The organism is Vibrio sp. J2-3(2022), from assembly GCF_021725735.1.
Classification (GTDB): Bacteria; Pseudomonadota; Gammaproteobacteria; order Enterobacterales; family Vibrionaceae; genus Vibrio; species Vibrio diabolicus.
In genome coordinates this window covers 567,431-587,475 of record NZ_JAKKCK010000002.1, presented here as the reverse complement: position 1 = coordinate 587,475, position 20,045 = coordinate 567,431, and the positions used below count along the sequence as shown (strand labels likewise).

Genomic DNA, 20,045 nt, shown 5'->3' with positions numbered 1-20,045 from the left:
TTAGTTCTGGCTATCATGAATACGTTCCAAAGCTTCGATTCGACGCCATTGAGTGGCATCGAAGCTTTGCTTTCTTAAAGCAATGATTTCTGCCTGTTTTTCGTCTTGCCCTAGAAAATCCCTATTCAGAATCTCTTGACGCTGTTTTAAGTAAGTGGCGAGTTGAGTCTCAAATGATGCTCTTTGCTCATCAAGCTTTTGCAGCCTTTGCGCTCCAGCGTCTCCCACCAGTGCAACACGGGCGATGTACTTATCTTGTGAATCAAGCTGAGAAGCTTGCTCGAGTTGCTCCGCTAATGCGTTATTGCGTTCACTTTCTCGGATATAATCTGGTTGTTCTGATAACGCTTGATTGAGAAGGTGTGTTTGACTCTCGATATCCGATGCCTGTTTTTTAATCGTCAGCTTTTCCAATGCAAGTTGGCGAAGTCGGTTTTCTTCGTCAAACAATTGAGCTATCTGGACCTTGCTAAAGTATTGAAGTTGTAAATTCAGTATCGCTTCATTCAGCATGGTTAGCTGTTCAATCGTTAGTTGGTTATGCTCAAAAGGCTCTAATGCAGAGAGCGCTTGCTTGTAGGAAAGGTAGGTCTGGAAGAGTTTGGCATCAATATTCAGTGTTTGTTTTGCTAAAGTATCATCATTGACTTCCGCTTTGATCGTATCGAGATCGTCTTCGCCCAGCCGGCTAAGAGAATATTCGAAAAAGTCTTTTGGGGAAGAGACATCGGCGGCTATATCTTGCTGAGATTGCGAATGGTTAGAGGTTATCTCTTGTTGTTTGTCGCTTTGCAACAGAGAAAGCCCTCCCACGCCAAACATCGAGAGCAGGATAAAAGTGGTGAGAGCGACTTTCTTCATTGTCATGACCTCTTATAAACCTTGAAGTTTGAGACGATTTGCATGTTGGCGATAAAGCGTGACTGGATCGGTTTCAAAAAGATGATGGATACCGAGTAGACCGTTAATTTCATCCAAATGGTTCATTTGATAATCATCACGTATGACTTTGCCTAAATGTGTGCTGCACGCACCAACTAAGCCATCATTCGGCCCATCAAAGGCTAAGCCAAGTACCATCATGGCAGCGTCAGTCGGATCGAAAACGTTTGTAAACGTGGATGATCCGGTCCATGAGTAGTAATAAACGCCATTTGAAGCTAGCAAGTCGCCATTACCACATTCGCTAGTAGGCACTCCCTCTGGGTAGTGCTGGTTAAACGCCAATGATCCTTCCGTGGTTAATGCTGCTAGTGAGGCTAAAGGGTCTTGGTCGAGATCAGAACCGCCTGATAGAAGATTAATAAGAGTGGTTAAGCCTTGCGCCAGTTTTACCGCGACCTGCTCGCTACCAGAACCCTCAGATACGGTGCCACGAACTAAATCTGCCACTTTAGACCCTTTATTAACGCCACCGATACTCGTAACTGATGCGACTAGGTCAGGACGGACAGAGGCGACGTAGCGCGTTGTTGGACCACCATGACTGTGACCGATGAGATTGACTTTCTCTGCGCCTGTTGCAGCAAGTAAGGTTTCTACTTGAGCAAGCAGTTGCTCCCCTCGAACTTCGCTGCTGTTGGTCGCGGATACCTGCGCTACATAAACTTTAGCGCCGTCTTTCGTTAAGGAATGTGGTATTCCGAAAAAGTAATCTACGCCTGCGAGGGTATCAAAACCAAATAATCCATGAACCAGAACAATCGGATACTTGGTTTGGGTATAACCCGTTGCGGCGTGTACGGTGGTTATTGGGACGGTAATTAAGGTAAAAAGCATTAGCGCTATGAATTTGAGTTTCAAAACTATCTCCTTGTGGTATGACCTCTTATGAATGATAAAAAGTAGGAGAGAAACTCTAAATTTGGAAAGCCTATTTGTGGCACATTATTTCATTCTGTGACTGCTCAATTGAAAAACAACACAAATGATTAACATTAATGAATAGGTGGTGGGAATGTTAGATAATTCTAATTAAGTCAGCGAGTTATAAAAACGCCCCGCGAAGCAGGGCGATTCAATTACTATTTTAGAGAGACTTCTTTTTCTAAAATTAACGCGTTATAGCGTGCAAAACCAGCCTCTAGATCGGCGATCAAGTCATCCACGTCTTCTAAGCCAATATGAATACGAACTAAAGTGCCCTCAAAGTGTGGGTGCGCTACGGTTCTCAAGCTGTTAAAGCTCTTTGGTTCGTTAGCTAGAATGAGGCTTTCATACCCGCCCCAAGAATAACCCATACTGAAGTGTTTCATACCGTCAAGCAGAGCCGTCGTCGCTTTTGGATAAGACGTTTTGAGAACAAATGAAAACAAGCCGTTTCCACCAGTGAAGTCACGTTTGAAAAACTCATGGCCAGGGCACGATTCCAATGCTGGGTGGCGGACATGATCAACTTCCGGACGAGAAGCTAGCCACTTGGAGACTTTCAAGCTACTTTCTGCGTGTTGTCTTAGGCGAACATCCAGCGTGCGAATACCACGAAGGCCTAGGTATGCGTCGTCAGGAGAAACGCACTGACCCATCAAGTAGCTTTGTTCACGCAGTTGGGGCCAGTATTTTTCGGAAGCTACGGCTGTACCTAACATTACATCAGAGTGACCAACTATGTATTTGGTGGCGGCTTGAATAGAAATATCGACACCATGTTCAAATGGTGAGAAGTTCACGCCAGCTCCCCATGTGTTATCAAGCATCACAATAATATCGTGCTCGTGAGCGATGCGCGCCAATGTTGGTACGTCCTGCACCTCCATTGTGACTGACCCCGGAGATTCTAGGAAAAGGACTTTGGTATTTGGTTGAATCAAATCACGAATACCTTCTCCAATCATCGGATCATAATAGGTAGTTTCGATGCCCATTTTCTTCATGATGGTATTACAAAAATCACGAGTTGGTTCGTAACAAGTGTCCACCATCAGAATGTGATCGCCAGTTTCGACGAAAGAAAGAATCGCATTTGAAATTGCTGCCGTGCCACAAGGGTAGAGAGCACAACCTGAGCCACCTTCAATCTCAACCATTGCATCTTGAAAAGCGAAGTGCGTGTTGGTGCCACGGCGACCATAAAATAATGTTTTATTGGTGCGGTTCATGGTGGCTTGGTTCTTCTCTGCAACCGTGTTGAATACCACGGTTGAAGCGCGTTGAACGGGTGGGTTTACAACACCGTTTGTCCACTTTTTATCGCGGCCAGCGGTAATGAGCTTGGTTTTTTTGCCCTCTGACATAAAAGTTCCCTGTCTTAAATATTACGATTTTGATTATTTAAAACATGGACGACATAACGTTTGCAAGGGAAAAGTCAACTATCACCCAATAATAGCCGAGATTATCGAGTGAAGGCGTCAAAGCTGAAAGGTTGAGTTGTAGTCTTAGAGTGTATCGCTAAGGTGGAAAACGTAAGTAGAACAAACCTCCAGCAAGATGTTTGAAGCGCTGGAGGTTTTTTTAGTCGGTGTATTTGAGGTATTAGAGGAGTGGATTGAAGAGATAGAACACTCGCTCTAAGAATCGAGAAAATAGGCTTCTTTTCTCCCATTCTTCCAATACAACAGTGTGAGATTGCTTAATATAGCTATCTTGTAACCAAGACATTTGCTTCGTGAACTCTTCGTCGTCAACGGCGAGGGTAACTTCGAAGTTCAGCCACAAGCTGCGCATATCCATGTTTACGGTGCCAACTAAACAGAATTGGTCGTCAATTACGACGGATTTCGTATGCAGCAAACCACCATAAAACTCATAGATTTTGACTCCTGCACACAAAAGCTCACTATAAAAAGCGCGTGATGCCCATTGCACCATCATTGAGTCATTTTTATGTGGAATGATCAGTTCAACATCAATGCCTCGTTGTGCTGTCATCTTTAACGTTTCAAGTAAATCAGCATTGGGCACGAAATATGGCGTTGTGATTCGTACTGAGCGATTGGCTTGGTTGATTGCCAATGTTAATACTTGATAGATCAGATATTCCGGCATACCAGGGCCAGAAGGCACAACCTGAATAGGATGTTGGAATTCACTCTCATCGATCTTACATTCAGGTAGTCTCGGTAAATGACGTTCGCCAGTTTCGACTTCCCAATCCCAACAGTGGATAGCACTCAATACGTTTACCGTTGGTCCCGTAATGCGAACCATGATGTCCACCCAATGCCCGACGCCACTGTTTTGCTTGAAGTAAGCCGGGTCAACCAAGTTCATTGAACCTGTATAAGCAATTTCATCATCAATTACGATGATCTTGCGATGTTGGCGAAGATCAAGACGACGTAAGAAAATACGCCACATCTTCACTTCTAGCGCTTGAATAACTTCAATTCCAGCATCCTGCATCATTCGATACCAAGGACTTCTGAAAAAACGTGGACTACCTGCTGAATCGAGCAATAGTTTGACATCGACGCCGCGTTTAGCCGCTTGGATAAGTGCAGAAGCGACAGAGTCAGCCAAACCACCTGGATGCCAAATGTAGAATACCATTCGAATACTGCTCTGCGCGTTTTCGATGTCTTCAATAATGGAATGCAAAATCTCATTAGGTGACTGTTGCAGCGACAATGTATTACCGCTCAATGCGGGAAGACCAAGGCGGTTGTTACAAAGTTCATCAATTCGGTAGATGTGCCTTCCCATCGTTTCTGGGTTGTGCGCGTTACAGTCGTTCAACTGACTGAACCACTTCTCGAATGGTGTAAACATCTCTTTTGCGCGTTCGGCCCGTTTTCTGCCTAAGTTCAGTTCACCGAAGAGGAAATAACACGCGACACCCAGAACGGGAAGGATATAAATGATCATTAGCCAAGCTAAAGATACGCTCACTGCACGGCGCTTTAAAACGACACGAATGGTCACACCTGCGACCAGTAACCAATATAGCCCGATGCCAGCTAAAGTAAGAAAGTGATAAAACTTGTCCATATACGCTCAGAGTAATATGCCCTTCTAGGATATTAAGCATAAAAGTGGGTTGGGGGAATAGATTTCCCATTTAGACGTGGGATTGACCTTATATGAGGAACGAATTTCATAACAGCTGATTCTGTTATTTTAATGTGAAAAATAAGGCCATTCTTTAACTTTTGAACAAAAAAGCAGCATTTAACCTGCGTAACTCGACACTTGTGCGATAAATGTACTTTTTTGGGGTTCCAATTTTAAAGGGGAGCTGCTTTACTTTCTAGACATAGTGCGTCGAACGCTTATTTTATAAGTGTACAATAATTTTTACATAAACTTTTTAGGCGCCTATCTCTATGCATACACAACAAACTAATTTTGGAGAAAAAGCGTGGCTACAACTAATACAGCAGCACCACGTGATACGTGGGGGTCTAAACTAGGCTTCGTAATGGCAGCAGCGGGTTCCGCTGTCGGTTTAGGCAATATATGGAAATTCCCTTACACAGCGGGTGAGAGTGGCGGCGGTGCATTCGTTGCTATCTACCTTATCTTTGTTATTTTTATCGGCTTTAGCGTGATGCTGACAGAGTTCGCTATTGGTCGTAAGACAGGTCTTTCTGCCGTAGGTGCATTCAAAACAACTGACCGACGCTGGACGTTCACTGGCGTTATGGGAGTCTTCAGTGGTCTTTTGATCATGGGCTTCTACCCAGTGGTTGGTGGTTGGGCATTGGCCTACATCTTTAAAGTGGGCGGTGGTCTACTCAGCGCGCCAGAAGCAATTGGCGACAGCTTTGGCGGTTTCATCTCAGATCCGATTCAACCTTTAATGTGGATGGGTGTTTACCTGTTCCTTAACGTCATGATTGTGATGAAAGGGATTTCGGGTGGTATTGAGAAAGCCGGTAAGGTTCTGATGCCGCTTCTGTTCTTAATCCTAATCGTTGTTTCTGTTAAAGGCTTGATGCTGCCAGGTGCAATGGCTGGCCTTGAGTTCTTATTCATGCCGGACTTTTCTAAAGTCGATAGCAATGTGGTTCTTGCTGCACTAGGGCAGGCGTTCTTCTCACTTAGCTTAGGTATGGGCTGTATGATGACGTACGGTTCTTACCTGAAGAAGAAAGAGAACCTAGTTCAAACAACCGGTATGGTTACTGCGATGGATACAGGTGTAGCGATTCTTGCTGGTGTTGCTATGTTCCCTGCTATGTTTGCCTTTGGCATGGAGCCTGCGGCAGGCCCAGGTCTTGTATTCGTTGTCGTTCCTCAACTATTTGCTGAAATGGGCGGTGTGATTGGGTTGCTATTCGCGTTGCTATTTTTCATCGGCTTGACGGTGGCGGCATTAACTTCTTCAGTATCACTATTGGAAGTTGTCGTGTCTTACCTAATCGATGAGAAAGGCATGAAGCGCTCTAACGCGGTTCTGTCTGCAAGTGCAGTTATGGCGGCATTATGTATTTTTGCGTCACTATCGTTAGGTGGAATGGGGCCAACGCTGTTTGGTACAGGTGCCTTTGATATCTTCGACTTGCTAACGGACAAAATCTTCCTAGCGGTTGGTGGTATGTTGGTTTGTATCTTTGCTGGATGGCGCCTAAGCCGTGCTGAGCTAGAAAAAGAGATCACTAATGACGGCGAAGTATCCTTCCCGCTATTTGGATTGTGGTACAACCTAGTTAAATACCTGATTCCTGTTGCGATTGCTATTGTTGCCTTCATGGGGATTAAGTCTGGCTTTGATAGTGGTAAAGGTGAAATCATGCTGCTGGGTATCGCGATCATTGGTCTTGCTGGTATTTTCTCTAGAAAGCTCTAGCTCAGGCCTTGGGGCAAGCCTCGATAGCTTTGTCCGATAACTTATGTATACTGCTGGCTCCAAACGTGGAGCCAGTTTTTTTATGTTCGATATTCTACATACCCATCCCGATTTTCTGATCATCAATAAGCATCCCAACGTCTCTGTTCATAAAGACGATGGCGACACAATGCTGCTGCAAGAAGTGGCCAAGCAGAGTGGTGATGAGCAGCTCTATCTGATCCATCGCTTGGATAAAATGACATCGGGTATTCTGCTCCTCGGACGCAACGCCAAAGCGGCCAGTGCGTTATCGCAAGCCTTCGCTGACCGCCAAGTGGAAAAGTTCTATCTGGCGATTGGCTCTAAAAAGCCGAAAAAGAAACAAGGTTTGGTCGTTGGTGATATGGAGCGTTCGCGCCGTTCATCATGGAAGCTGGTCAACAGCAAAAATAACCCAGCCGTTACCCAGTTTTTCTCTCTTGCGGCAGAGCCAGGAGAGCGCCTATTTTTATGTAAGCCACACACTGGTAAAACGCATCAAATCCGCGTGGCATTAAAATCGGTTGGCTCAGGTATTGTTGGTGACCCGATTTACAATGCAGGCAATGAGGCTGATCGCGGTTATCTGCATGCATTTTCACTTTGCTTCCAATACCGAGATGAGCAATATCGCTTTGTTTGCGACCCACGAGAACACAAAATGCTTGGTAAAAAATGGCACAGTGAGACCGTCTCTCAGGGGTTGGATACTTGGCTTTCCCCTTGGGAACTGAACTGGCCTACGATCAAATAACCGTCACAAAGAAAACTAATAAGAGAACTCGATGCAAGCATCACAACTTCCGCTGTTTTTTCAGCATCTAGAAACCGAGCTCGCGCAAGCTCCGAATGAAATTCGTCGACTGTTTCATGGTCGTGGCCGCCGTTTTGAGGGCCTAGAGCAAATCACCTGTGATTGGTTACAAGGTCAGTTGATTATCAATTTGTTTAAAGAAGTCGACGACGCGTTTCTCGCTGAGCTGAAAAGCGGCCTCAATACGTTGGCACAATCACAACTGTGGGCAGATAAGCAAGGTCGCACTATGGTTCTTCAGCACCGTTATGCCGATGGTGCGCCTTCAGAAGTGCTTGTCGGTGAATTAGACGCTCGCCCTGTCGTTGAAGAAAGCGGTTTGAAATACCAATTGGATATTGGCCGCAACCAAAACTTCGGTCTGTTTTTGGACATGCGCTACGGTCGTGATTGGGTACGGGAAAATGCGAAGCATAAAAACGTGCTTAACTTGTTTGCTTACACGTGTGGCTTTTCTGTCGCTGCCATTGCGGGTGGTGCAGATAAAGTGGTTAACGTCGACATGGCGAAAGCGTCGTTGTCTAAAGGCCGTGAGAACCACAAGCTAAATGGTCATAACATCAACCAGGTAAGCTTTATGGGGCACGATATCTTTAAATCGTGGGGTAAGATTAAGAAATCTGGTCAGTATGACTTGATTATCATCGATCCGCCTTCATTCCAGAAAGGCAGCTTTGCGCTGACTAAAGATTACAAAAAGATTTTACGTCGGTTGCCGGATTTGTTGGCAGACGGTGGTCAAGTGATGGCATGTGTGAACTCGCCATCTGTGACAAGCGACTTCTTGATTGAAAGCATGAAAGAAGAAGCGCCAGAGTTGACATTCCGTGAGCGTCTGGATAACCCGCCAGAGTTTATGGACGTAGACAGCGAAGCAGCATTGAAAGTGTTGTTGTTTAGCGAGAAGCAATGACGACGAAACGAAAGTTGTACCTATCTATAATACCAGCCGTTTGAGTACGGCTGGCATTTCCGCGATACCCCGTCAATCTGAATAGCGAGACACGAGTGTGATTCAGAGTCTATTCTCAGAGTGAGTTATTCCCAACACACTGATATTAGATTCCTGATCTCGCCTAGGCTCGTCGGAATGACGGGAAACAATAAAAGATCGATACCAGCAGCATTAACCGATCTGCACTTCAAGATCCGCTTCGATGGTTGATGAGCAGGCGAGCACATAGCCTTGTTCAATTTCTTCTGGCGTTAATGTTTCTAGGCTGGTGGAAGAGACGTTGCCTTGACGAACCTTGCATTTGCATGAGCCACAAATGCCGCTACGACAAGCGACGATTAATGGTAAGCCTGCGCCTTCAAGCACATCGGCCAGTACCTGACCTTTTTGCGCATCGATGGTTTGAGCAAAGTCAGGAACAGAAACACGAACAACTTCATCGGAGATCGATGTTTCTGCGCCAGTCGCTGGCGTAAAACTCTCTTGGTAGAAGTTCGTCATGTCAAAACCAAGGTCATTCAAATAGCCGTGAACATCTTGCATGAACTGACTTGGACCACACAGGTAAACGGTGCGTTGCTTGAAATCAGGAACAAGCTCTTTAAGCCAGTCGGCGTTCAAACGACCTTGTGGGTGTGACGTTCCTTCGCGGTTTTTCAGCAACAGCTTTAAATGGAAGTTGGGATACACAGCGTCGAACGTTTCTAGCTGATCGTAGTAAATAGTCTCTTCTGGGCTGCGTGCGATATGAAGAAATGCGATGTCCACATCGTTGTCGTTTTCATCGTGATTACTCAGCCAGTGTTTTGCCATCGAAAATACGGGCGTGACGCCGCAACCTGCACTGATAAGCAAGGCTTTTGTTTCGCCATCACGTAAAACGGGTGGATGGTCAATGCAGTTAAATTCGCCCGCTGGTGGTAATGCTTGAACGGTATCACCGAGCAGCAGCGAGTCAACGATATAGTTCGATACTTTACCGCCAGATACTCGTTTGATGGTGAGTTGAAGGTGATCGTCTTCATTGATCGAGCTGATTGAATAGGCGCGAAACTCCATTTTTCCATCAATTTCGACGCCCAAGTTAATAAACTGGCCAGGCTTAAACTGAAACAGAAGTGATTCGGTTAGTTCGGCCAATTTTATGCTGACGGTGTCGTGTGTTTCGAAGTATTTGTCGATGCAACGGAGTGTGACGGGTTGGTTACCTTGCCATTCAAAAAACATAACAATCTCTTTGGTTGTGGCTATTTTTGGTTCGAAATAGAGAGCGCCTCCGCGTAAGGAGGCGCGAACAAGCAAGTTTATTAAGCTGCTAGGATGGCTTTTAGATCATCCTGAACATTGCCAATACTGCGCATATCGAACTTCTCTTGGATGATCGCGATTAGGTTTGGCGTTAGGAATGCCGGTGCAGTAGGGCCTGTGTAAATGCCTTTCACGCCCAATGCAAATAGCGTTAGCAAGATAACGATCGCTTTTTGCTCGAACCAAGAAAGTACAAGCGTGAGTGGCAGTTCATTGATGTCACAGTCAAACTCTTTCGCCAGTGCAAGTGCAAGCTGGATTGCAGAGTAAGCATCGTTACATTGGCCCACATCCAATAGGCGAGGGATGCCGTTGATATCGCCGAACGTATTCTTGTTGAAGCGGAACTTACCACACGCCAATGTCAGGATTAGCGTGTCTTCTGGTGCTTCAGCCGTAAAATCGGTGTAGTAGCTGCGTTCCGCTTTATCACCATCACAACCACCGACTAGGAAGAAGTGTTTGATGTTGCCTTGCTTCACTTGGTCGATAACCGCAGGGGCAGCGTTCATCAGTGCATTGCGACCAAAACCAACCGTGATGTGGTGTTCGATTTCATCGTGTTGGAAACCGTCTTGCGCTAGAGCACATTCAATCACTTGGCTAAAATCATCGCCTTCGATGTGAGCCACACCAGGCCAGCCAACAATACTACGGGTGAATAGACGGTCTGCGTATTGACCTACATTTGGATTCAACAAGCAGTTTGACGTCATTACGATTGCGCCAGGGAAGTTTGCGAACTCTTTCTGTTGGTTTTGCCATGCGCTGCCGTAGTTACCGACAAGATGAGGGTATTTCTTCAGCTCAGGGTAGCCGTGTGCAGGCAGCATTTCACCGTTGGTGTAAACGTTGATGCCTTTGCCTTCAGTCTGTTGCAGGATTTTTTCTAGGTCATGCAAATCATGGCCAGAAACAAGAATACATTTCCCTTTTACTGGCTTGACGTTCACCGTGGTTGGTTCTGGATGGCCGAAGGTCGTTGTTTCACCTTGGTCGAGCATTTCCATCACTTTGTAGTTCATCAGGCCAATGCGCATTGAGCAATCAAGTAGTTCGCCAAGATCTTCAGGGTCTGTGCCCAACCAGGCCATGATTTCATGGTATTCGGCATAGATATCGTTGTTGGTTTGCTCAAGAACGCGTGCGTGCTCCATGTACGCGGCTGCACCTTTAAGTCCGTATAGGCAAAGTAGGCGTAGGCCAATAACATCTTCATGTACTTGGTCTTTACCACGGTTAACCGCGACTTGAGGAGCAAAAGCTAAGATCGCTTCTGCGCTGTTTGGTAGCTCAAAGTGGGCAACCGCAGGAATGTCAGCGACTTCAGTATCGGCAAGCGTTGCTGCAGACATCACTTGCTCTTTTAGCAATGCTTTGTACGTTGCAGCTTGAGAAGTTAACTCTAGGATGCGTTCAGGGTCGAAGTTAACGTTCGTCAATGTAGAGAAAAATGCCTTGGGTGCCCATTGGTTGATTTCATCGTTAATGATGTTGAATTCAAGTGCTTTTGATGCCCAAAAAGAAACCCCTTGCAGTGTGTAAACCAACACGTCTTGCAGGTCAGATACTTCAGAAGTTTTGCCACACATGCCTTGTGCAAAAGAACAACCTTTAACAGCAGGGGTTTGAATTGTCTGTTCACATTGAATACAGAACATATTGGGTTCTCCAGTGATTGTTTTAATAGTCGTGATGTTGACCACTAGAGAGCAGAATGCGTGCCAATTGTTATATTGTTGATTTTTTAATAATTTTATTTGTTTTCAATAGGGCGAGTGATGTAATTAAGACAACGCGAATGATGTCTTAATTACATCGGCTTCTTGCGGTTGGTTATTTATTGATCCCGAGCTTTTTACCCATTCGATATAAGTTCCCGCGATCCATTTGTAAAAACTCCGCTGCTTTTGCCCAAACGCCACCAGTTTGGCTCAAAGCATGTTCAATTAAATCACGCTGATAGCTTTCTATCAGCTCTCGCATTGGCTGGCTTTTTTTAGGCAGATAATGCGATGTGTTTTTTACATCATCGAGAGCCAGTGAGGTGTCGAAATGGTTAAGCATGATCGTGCTCGCACCTTGTTGAATGGCGTGCAAAGCCGCGCGAGTTAAAGTGTGTTCGAGCTCGCGTACGTTTCCGTACCAAGGTAAAGACTCCAGTTGAGTCAACACTTTAGTGTGAACGTGCAGATTGGGCGCATTAAATTGTTGGCGTACCTTTTCTAACAGATATCCGGCTAAAACGGGAATATCACCGTCACGGGCACGAAGTGGGGGAACTTGGATTGGGAATACGTTTAAACGGTGGAAAAGGTCTGCTCGAAACGTGCCAGCTTCGACCTCTTTTTCTAATTGTCGATTGGTCGCGGCGATGATGCGCACATTGACCATCAAATGCTGATCGCTACCTACTCGTTGCAGCTCGCCTTGCTGAATAACACGCAGCAATTTTGCCTGTAAAATCAAAGGCAGTTCGCCCACTTCATCAAGGAAGATAGTCCCGCCGTCTGCCAGTTCAAACTTACCGGCGCGGTGGCTATTGGCTCCAGTGAATGCGCCTTTGACATGACCAAACAGTTCACTCTCTGCCAACCCTTCAGGCAGGGCCGCACAGTTGACGTAGATCATCGGCTTATCGCTACGATGAGATTGCGCGTGCACCGAGTGCGCGACCAGTTCTTTACCAGTACCGGTCTCTCCTGTGATAAGTACCGCGTAATCCGATTGAGCAACGGTCGCAATGTTGTTTCGTAACTGGTTGATCTGCTGGCTCAAGCCTACCATTTCGCCATGTTGGGAACGGGCTTGTTGGATAAGGGTTTGAGTGACGCTTTTCTGCTTTTGGTTTTGTGCTTTGAGCGCTTTTAATTGAGCAATGTTACGCAATGTCGCAGCGGTCAAAGCCGCCAAGGTTTCGATAGCGACAGGGTCAATGTCATCAAACGCGCCCACCGTTAGAGCATCCATAGTTAGTGCGCCAACAAGTTGGCCTTCTACATACAAGCTAAAGCCCATGCAATCGTGAACATCAATGCACTGGTCTTCGGTTAATAGTGTGCCGTCAAAAGGATCAGGCAGTGAACAATCGGCATCGAAACGCACCGGTTCGCGGCTATGAATAATGGCATCTAAGCGTGGATGCGCTTTGGGGAAATAGCGACGACCTAAGACCGAGCTGGATAAGCCTTTTACCGCGACAGGAGTCAGAAACCCATCCTCATCGAAGATAAACAGGCAACTAGCATCACATGGGAATACTTGCGCGACCCCATCAATGAGGTTTTGATATTGCTGTTCGTGAGAGCGATTAGAGCTGAGGTTTAGCGCGATATTAAGGAGTACGTGGTCAACAGTCGGAGTCATAACAAGCCCAAAGTTATCTGGAATGGGCTCATGCTAGCAACTTGATGTCATTTGAACATCGAAAGGTGTGGGAGATTGATGTTCCATTGACGACGATCAAACTTGATACAAATAGAATCGCGCAAGCCGATAAGTAAGCAATGTACGCTTGCGCGGATTAAGCTCTTTGAAACAAAACAGCAGACCAATGGAAAGGAGTAACCGCGTTCAAATTAGCGAGGAACAACCCTTGCTTCATTGCCAGACATGTTGATTTGAACGGCTTGGCCTGGCTGAAAAATCATGTTTGGGTTTGCTTCTTGAACGACAGATATTATTTTCCCATCCTCTAAGCGAATGGTCAGATTCACACCATTTCGTTTCGCCGTTGCTTCAGCGGCTTTACTGCCGGCATAACCACCCAGCAGACCACCACCAATAGCTGCGATATCCGAGCCAGAGCCGCCCCCGACTTTTGAGCCTAATATACCACCCACGGCGGCACCAGCGATTGTACCTATGGCGTTGGATTGGGTAGAGGCATCAATGGTTACTGGTTCAACTTTTTCAATCGTTCCGTAGTAAACCTGCTGAACTTTGCGTGTGTCTGAAGAACCGTATGCATCTCCGTACGGGTTAGGTGAGGTACAGCCGCTAAGCATAACAATACAAGACATGATGAGCAGCATACCTAGCTTGACGTATTTTTTCATATAGCCTCCGAATGATTTCTCTCCATCCAAAGAGTATATACCCCAATTTAATATGTGCTTTAGTGGTATATAAAACAGGTGCTTAGCGGCTGTTCTCTCAATACAACATGAACTTCTAAGTGGTTTAATGGCCTTTAAGCGTATGAAACCCAGAGTAAATACGTGTGAATGTGGTAAACCAACATGCTGCACCAAAGATATAGGCTATGATGGCAAAGTGTTGTGGTAGCAAACAAAATAGCACCAAACAACCAATGGTTTCAGTGCCTTCGGTTAAGCCGCTCATGTAGTAGAGAGATTTGTGTTTATATACCGGATTATCGATGCCTTGTTTTCCTGCCATGATGGCAAAAGCCAAAAAGCTACTCCCAGTGCCGACGAAGGAAAAAATCAAAAATGCCCCTGCAATGGCATTTTGTTCTGGGTTTGCCAACACAAAACCAAAAGGAATCAAGGAATAGAACAGAAAATCCAAGCTGATATCGAGAAAGCCTCCGGCATCGGTAATGCCTTGAATCCTCGCCAGTGCGCCGTCTAATCCATCACAGATTCTGTTCAGCAAAATAAACAGCAACGCCAACAAGTACTGTTCGGCGATCAAAGCCGGTAGGGCAAAGCAGCCAAGCACAAAACCAAATACTGTCGTCTGATTTGCGGTGATGCCACATTTATCGAGGTATGTCGCACTGATGGCCAGCGGTTTGCGGATGAGCTTTATACTCAGGTTATCAAGCATGGTTTGTCTCCCATGGCCAGTTTAGGCAGCGGCTGCCATCAGGAATATCATCCTCATCGTGCGTTACCATCAAAGTAGGGATGTTCGCTTGCTGTAATTGATCGACCACCCAGTTGCGAAATTGTACACGCAGGTCTTTATCCAACTTGCTGTAGGGCTCATCGAGTAGCGCAACTTTCGGCTTTGCCAGCAGCATACGAGTCAATGAGATACGGGCGCGTTGTCCTCCGGAGATTTGATCTGGGAAGGATTCGGCAAGTTTGGTCAATGCAATGTTCTTCAGTGCTTGCATGGCGTGTGCTTTACGCTCCTCACCTTTGATTGAGTTTGGTAGCGCGAATGCAAGATTCTCCCACACCGTTAAGTGAGGGAAGAGCAAATCTTCTTGGAACAGAATACCAACCTGACGCTTATGTGCAGGGAGGGCATCCAACTGTTCGTTATCAAGCGTAATGGAGCCAGAGTAGTTGAACTCGGCGGAGAGGTGTCCAGCAATGGCATCCAACAAAGTGGATTTACCACAACCGCTTGGTCCCATCAGAGTAACAATTTCACCTTTCTCTACAGTCATGTTGAACGCTGAGAAAAGCGTGTCGCCATTGGTTTTACGGATGGCGAGGTTTTCGAGACAAAGACTCATTCAGTAGTAAACCTTTTATAGACAAGCGGCGATACTTCACGTGTAAGCGGCTTAGTAGTATCGCAAAAGAGAAGAACAAGAATGGCAGCAGAGCTTGCCAAATGGCGTAAATCGCGGTGACACGTCGGTCAAAACCACTGGATAGCGCAACGGCTTCGGTTGTGATAGTGCTAATGCGCCCAGCCCCTAGCACCAGTGTCGGCAGGTATTGCGCTAGACTTACGCTAATACCGACCGCCCATGCGAATGTAATTGCAGGTAGGAGGATTGGCAGTTTCACTTTTAACCAAGCTTGCATCGGTGATTTACCCAAGCTGAGTGCGACTCGAGTTAACCCATTGTCGAAGCTGCGCCACGGACCGTCTAGCGAGAGGTAAATAAATGGGAATGCGAAGAACACATGCGCCCAGCATACCCAAAAGAAATACGCGTTACTGTTTAAGTAAAGCGTCACTACTTGCATACCGAATAGCACGGATAGCTGAGGAATCAGCATTGGGATGGCGATAATGTAACCGGGCACCTGCCAGCGATAACGAAGTCGATACTCATGTGCGATCAAGGCAAGGGCTAGAGCGACGGTCGCGCTGATAACGGCAATCAGCATGCTCTGCTCCAGCGTGCCAAGAATGCTGTGCCATTCGTATTCCCAAAAACGCAGGCTATAGCGGCTCGGTAGTAAATCTGGAAAGCGCCAGCGTTGAGCAAAGCTCCATACCACCATGAGTGGAATCATTAGAAGTGCGAGTAGCGCAATCAGTGAAAACAGGGTCTTACCGGGTAAACGAAACCCGTTTCGACCAGAGTACTGCCAGCGTTTGAAGCCTTTGGTAATACACCATTCTATCAAGCGTGCAAATCCAATCACAAGGCTCGCGATCGCAAACAACACTACCGCGCCTGCGGCAGCTCTTGGTAGTAGCGATAAATCAGGGTCGTTAAACCACTGCCACACTAAAACCGCAAATGTTGGTGGGTTGGTAGGGCCAATAATCAATGCAACATCGACAACCGACAAGCTGTAAGCCAATACCGCCAGCATTGGAAAGCGCAGTTTTGCTATCCACTGTGGGAACACGCATTTCCACCACGCTTGCGCCGAACTGTAGCCCATTGAGTGACTGACTTTTTCAATCTTATCGACTTTCAATTGCTGAAGAATTGGAATACTCATCAACAATAAAAACGGCACTTCTTTAATCGCAAGCATGATGATCAAACCGAGTGCATGCGGATCTTTAATCAGCAATGCTAAGTCATTCACCGTTTGCGCATTGGGATCGTAACCAAACAGTTGGTTGAGAACACGAACGCCCATACCAGTTGGGGCAAACAAGAACGCAAAGCCAATCGCAAACGCTACGTGCGGCATGGCAAGAAGTGGCGAGAGGCTTACTTCAATTTTTCGCCAAAACTTGCTGCCCCACGATGCTTGCAAAATCGCAAATGTGATCAAGCAAGCCAAGTAGCTACTGAAAATGGCAGAGTAGAAAGTAAGCCCGATGGATGTCCAAACACCCTCCCAATCAAAAACAGCGTTAAATCCATCTAAAGAAAAGTGGTGCAAGCCGATAGGAGGCACATAACCGAGCGCAGAGACCACCACTCCGAGTAGTCCCGGAATGGTAGGCAAAATACAAACTGCGATAATGACTAAATATAGCGCTCTTAACATGGGCTCTTACTAATTTCCGTAGCGTTTCAACCATTCTTTTTCTAAGGCAGATTGCCAGCTTGGATGCGGCTCAGCGATAGATTTGAATTGTTGAGTATGTTTAGCCGAACCTGTTAGGTATTGGCTGCTTAGCACTGAAGGATCGCCCCAGATGTTAAGGTTACCTTTGCGAGATTGTGCTTCAGGGCTCAATAAAAAGTTTATCGCAACTTGCGCACCAGCACTGGCATTTGCGTTCCAAGGAATCGCTAAGAAGTGAATGTTTGAGAGTGCACCTGCGTCCATCGCATACGCTTTGGTGGTTTCTGCAAGGTTACCGCTCGATTGCGCAGAGAAAACCGCGTTCGGGTTAAAGGTAATCGCAAGATCAATCTGACCATCATCCAGTAGTTGAAGGGTTTCTGCTGTACCGCCTGGAAACTGTTTACCACCGCGCCAAGCGACTTTATGGAACTCATCTAGGTAAGCCCACAGCGGTTGAGTAACTTGTTCAAACGTGTCATCGGTAACTGGTTTTTGCAGAGCAGGGGCGTTGTTAGACAGTTCAATGAGTAATGCTTTAATAAAGCTTGTGCCATGAAACTCTGGTAGGCGAGGGTAAGTTAGGCGATTTGGAAACGCTTTTGCGTAACTCAGCATTTCAGCAAATGATCGAGGAGGGTTATGCAGGGTTTGCTCATCATGGATAAACACTAATTGCCCCACACCCCAAGGTGCTTCCAGACCTTCAGTCGGCTCTGAGAAATCCACATCAATTGGCAATGATTTATCGACGTATTGCCAGCTTGGCAAACCTTCAACAAAAGGACCAAACAGCAATTGGTTATCCTTCATTGATTTGAAGTTTTCGCCATTGATCCAAACCATATCAACACTGCCACCGTTGTTTTTACCTGCGGCTTTTTCTGCGATAAGTCGAGTGGTGGTCTCAGAAATATCGGTGACTTTAACGTGGTTTAGCGTCACGTTATAACGCGATTTTAGCTCTCTACTCGCCCACTGGATGTAGCGATTAATTTCTTGGCTTCCGCCCCAAGCATGAAAGTAGACGGATTGTCCGTCGGCTTGTTGTTCGATTTTTTGCCATTCACTAGCAACCGATGAGTTGGCAAAAGAAGATGTCGCGAAAGTGGTGGCTAAAATGCCAACGGTACTGAGTAGCTTTTTCATATCTATTCCGTATTATGTCTTTTTATTCTCGTTTCCGGCGTTATTGACGTCTAAACAAGTCGCTCCGCTTTGTTACAAGGATAGTAATCCATCTCTCTCTATTATCAATGCCAATCCCAAACGGAATCACTCATTGATTCAAAGAATTATTCTCAATGTGAAGCAAAACGAAGAAAGGACAATTCTGGTGTCGTTTTAGGTATACAAGAGCGGACCGCTTGTTTGACGATATTCTTTCAAGTAATTGAAAATTATTGTCCTCAAGCAACTTCGATATGTTGATTTGGAAGACTGAACCCGCGTCGTAGACGTGGCGTTGAGGGCGTAAAGAGGGAAAGAGTTTGTCGTTTTAAACGATTTTGCTAACCGAAACGTGCGAAACAGACATCCTGCCTGCTTTGATATGGATTAGGAGGCATAAAAAAGCAGCCATTTTATGGCTGCTCTTAGAATATGAAATGGGACTTAGTTTACCCAATCACGCAACTGAAACGTTAGTTCGTGAGCGTCATTTTTAAGCATTAGCCCTTCTTTGGTTAGCGTTATATCACTCCATTCAGTAAGAGTTTCAGACATCGCTTGCTCAATTTTCATTTGGTCATCCATACACATCTTCATGGTCATTCCCATTTTTTCGATGCGTAGTTGATTGTTTTTTAGTTCAGCTTGACCAAAAAAGTTGTTACACCCCGCGTTACCATTTGCAGTCAGATTTTCTCCGATTTCTAAGCGAGGCGCTTGCTGACGTTCTTTTAATTCGATGTTTTTACCATCAATCTGAACCAGCTCCCAATTATGGTGCTGTAAATCTTGAGCCGTAATTTCTTTCACATTGTCACCGTTGCTAGCACATGCAGTCATAAGAACAGGAAGAGAGATTGCTGTAACTAACGTTTTTAGGCTAAGCTTCATTTTATAGACTCCGTTTTTAGAAAACGTGGTAAGTATAGGTAATAAAACACTGTTTTTGTCAGCATAAGGTAATAGTTTCGTATTACTGTGACAGAGTCCAGTTTATATACTCAAACGGCTTCAAGGTGCAAGATTTATAGCACTGTTGGGAGCGTATATTGAAGTCGTTATAATATCATTACAGCACAGCGAGCAAAAAACGGTTAGAGCATGGAGCAACTAGAGTTTTTTACCGTCCCAAACCCTTGCGTTGGTATTTGTAGTGTGGACGAAAAAGGGTATTGCAAGGGATGTATGCGTAAAAGAGAAGAGCGATTTAACTGGCTCACTTATACGCCTGCTCAACAGTTGCATGTAATTAAGCTATGCCGTCAGCGCTATAGAAGAAAGGTATTGGCAGGGAAGGGAAAGGCAGAAGAGTCTCAAGAAGAATTATCACCACAGCAAAATCTCTTTTAAATTTCGAATTATCCCGGCTCGGCAATAATCAATGATGAGCCGGGACTGTATTAGCTCTTACTATGCGGTGCGTGTAAGGCAAACTCGTTAAATTCGCGCTACTTCATTGACCAACGGTCACTGACCCATCCCCCAGCATGTTCGTCAAAGTGGCTTCCTGAAAATCGATGATTGAATTCAACATCTAATTTACTTGTCGGGCGTTCATCCATCAGCTGATGAATGTATCTCGCCATAGGATCCGTGCAAGCTTCGCGTTCTCTACGGGTAACCACTTCTTTGATCATTTGAAGTCTGTAGCTATTGCTGGCTCGTTTCATTTTTGACCTCCTGAACTCGATGGCAGCAGTTTGAACATATTGACGTCCAGATCGCTGCTCATTGGTGAACGCTTGGCGGCGAATCACCTTCGTTTTAGGTCAAAAAGACAAATTGTTTGAGAGCAGTGTTTGTAACGCCATTCACATCTTTCCTAGAATCATCCACTAAGCTACGAAACTTCATAGCGAAAAGTTAGTTGATGAATCTGTATTTTCGAAAGACCTTATCAAACATAGAAGCCCAGCA

18 protein-coding genes are annotated in these 20,045 nt (G+C 45.7%); 4 read left to right on the top strand and 14 right to left on the bottom strand.

Features of this window, described 5'->3' with window-relative positions; all coding sequences use genetic code 11:
• From L3V27_RS10680 to cls, 4 genes are all read right to left on the bottom strand, one after another.
• Complete coding sequence (locus tag L3V27_RS10680; protein ID WP_237311831.1) at nucleotides 1-861, bottom strand: lipase secretion chaperone; 861 nt, start codon at nucleotides 859-861, stop codon at nucleotides 1-3.
• 12 nt (nucleotides 862-873) lie between these two features.
• A complete protein-coding gene (locus tag L3V27_RS10675; RefSeq protein WP_048626532.1) occupies nucleotides 874-1,779 on the bottom strand; it encodes a triacylglycerol lipase in 906 nt (301 codons plus the stop codon).
• Between the two features lie 245 nt (nucleotides 1,780-2,024).
• Nucleotides 2,025-3,233 carry a cystathionine beta-lyase gene (locus L3V27_RS10670; protein WP_237311830.1) on the bottom strand — a complete coding sequence of 403 codons (1,209 nt, stop codon included), beginning with the start codon at nucleotides 3,231-3,233 and terminating at the stop codon, nucleotides 2,025-2,027.
• A gap of 241 nt (nucleotides 3,234-3,474) precedes the next feature.
• The gene (gene cls / locus L3V27_RS10665) at nucleotides 3,475-4,929 is read right to left on the bottom strand and encodes a cardiolipin synthase (RefSeq protein WP_005393277.1); all 1,455 of its coding nucleotides are present in this window, start codon (nucleotides 4,927-4,929) and stop codon (nucleotides 3,475-3,477) included.
• Between the two features lie 430 nt (nucleotides 4,930-5,359).
• Between cls and L3V27_RS10660 the strand changes: the two genes are divergently transcribed.
• The 3 genes from L3V27_RS10660 to L3V27_RS10650 all read left to right on the top strand — a co-directional run bounded on the left by L3V27_RS10660 (nucleotide 5,360) and on the right by L3V27_RS10650 (nucleotide 8,478).
• On the top strand, nucleotides 5,360-6,730 hold the full coding sequence (locus L3V27_RS10660) for a sodium-dependent transporter (protein ID WP_043884644.1): 1,371 nt from the start codon (nucleotides 5,360-5,362) through the stop codon (nucleotides 6,728-6,730).
• An 82-nt stretch (nucleotides 6,731-6,812) separates the two neighbouring features.
• On the top strand, nucleotides 6,813-7,505 hold the full coding sequence (locus tag L3V27_RS10655) for a TIGR01621 family pseudouridine synthase (protein ID WP_104974250.1): 693 nt from the start codon (nucleotides 6,813-6,815) through the stop codon (nucleotides 7,503-7,505).
• A gap of 31 nt (nucleotides 7,506-7,536) precedes the next feature.
• A complete protein-coding gene (locus L3V27_RS10650; RefSeq protein ID WP_109168478.1) occupies nucleotides 7,537-8,478 on the top strand; it encodes a class I SAM-dependent methyltransferase in 942 nt (313 codons plus the stop codon).
• A gap of 213 nt (nucleotides 8,479-8,691) precedes the next feature.
• On the opposite strand, the gene L3V27_RS10645 is transcribed toward L3V27_RS10650, so the two are convergent.
• From L3V27_RS10645 to L3V27_RS10605, 9 genes are all read right to left on the bottom strand, one after another.
• Nucleotides 8,692-9,747, bottom strand: coding sequence for a hybrid-cluster NAD(P)-dependent oxidoreductase (locus tag L3V27_RS10645; protein ID WP_237311829.1), 1,056 nt, complete (start codon nucleotides 9,745-9,747; stop codon nucleotides 8,692-8,694).
• Between the two features lie 80 nt (nucleotides 9,748-9,827).
• Nucleotides 9,828-11,489 carry a hydroxylamine reductase gene (hcp, locus tag L3V27_RS10640; RefSeq protein ID WP_025520803.1) on the bottom strand — a complete coding sequence of 554 codons (1,662 nt, stop codon included), beginning with the start codon at nucleotides 11,487-11,489 and terminating at the stop codon, nucleotides 9,828-9,830.
• 175 nt (nucleotides 11,490-11,664) lie between these two features.
• Nucleotides 11,665-13,194, bottom strand: coding sequence for a nitric oxide reductase transcriptional regulator NorR (gene norR / locus L3V27_RS10635; RefSeq protein WP_237311828.1), 1,530 nt, complete (start codon nucleotides 13,192-13,194; stop codon nucleotides 11,665-11,667).
• 212 nt (nucleotides 13,195-13,406) lie between these two features.
• Nucleotides 13,407-13,886, bottom strand: coding sequence for a glycine zipper 2TM domain-containing protein (locus L3V27_RS10630; RefSeq protein WP_005393265.1), 480 nt, complete (start codon nucleotides 13,884-13,886; stop codon nucleotides 13,407-13,409).
• 124 nt (nucleotides 13,887-14,010) lie between these two features.
• Complete coding sequence (locus L3V27_RS10625; protein WP_237311827.1) at nucleotides 14,011-14,622, bottom strand: CDP-alcohol phosphatidyltransferase family protein; 612 nt, start codon at nucleotides 14,620-14,622, stop codon at nucleotides 14,011-14,013.
• On the bottom strand, nucleotides 14,615-15,262 hold the full coding sequence (locus L3V27_RS10620; protein WP_237311826.1) for an ATP-binding cassette domain-containing protein: 648 nt from the start codon (nucleotides 15,260-15,262) through the stop codon (nucleotides 14,615-14,617). The genes L3V27_RS10625 and L3V27_RS10620 overlap by 8 nt, the downstream gene beginning before the upstream one ends.
• Nucleotides 15,228-16,937, bottom strand: coding sequence for an ABC transporter permease (locus L3V27_RS10615; protein ID WP_237311825.1), 1,710 nt, complete (start codon nucleotides 16,935-16,937; stop codon nucleotides 15,228-15,230). The genes L3V27_RS10620 and L3V27_RS10615 overlap by 35 nt, the downstream gene beginning before the upstream one ends.
• 9 nt (nucleotides 16,938-16,946) lie before the next feature.
• Nucleotides 16,947-18,107: an ABC transporter substrate-binding protein gene (locus L3V27_RS10610; protein ID WP_237311824.1), complete on the bottom strand. Its 1,161-nt coding sequence runs from the start codon at nucleotides 18,105-18,107 to the stop codon at nucleotides 16,947-16,949.
• Between the two features lie 465 nt (nucleotides 18,108-18,572).
• Nucleotides 18,573-19,019: an META domain-containing protein gene (locus L3V27_RS10605; RefSeq protein ID WP_237311823.1), complete on the bottom strand. Its 447-nt coding sequence runs from the start codon at nucleotides 19,017-19,019 to the stop codon at nucleotides 18,573-18,575.
• 210 nt (nucleotides 19,020-19,229) lie between these two features.
• On the opposite strand from L3V27_RS10605, the gene L3V27_RS10600 reads away from it, so the two are divergent.
• Nucleotides 19,230-19,478 (top strand): DUF1289 domain-containing protein, encoded by a 249-nt coding sequence (locus L3V27_RS10600; RefSeq protein WP_048626242.1) that lies wholly within the window; start codon nucleotides 19,230-19,232, stop codon nucleotides 19,476-19,478.
• A gap of 98 nt (nucleotides 19,479-19,576) precedes the next feature.
• Here the strand turns inward: L3V27_RS10600 and L3V27_RS10595 are convergent, their stop codons facing one another.
• Nucleotides 19,577-19,798 carry a hypothetical protein gene (locus L3V27_RS10595; protein WP_005393249.1) on the bottom strand — a complete coding sequence of 74 codons (222 nt, stop codon included), beginning with the start codon at nucleotides 19,796-19,798 and terminating at the stop codon, nucleotides 19,577-19,579.
• Nucleotides 19,799-20,045 lie beyond the last annotated feature (247 nt).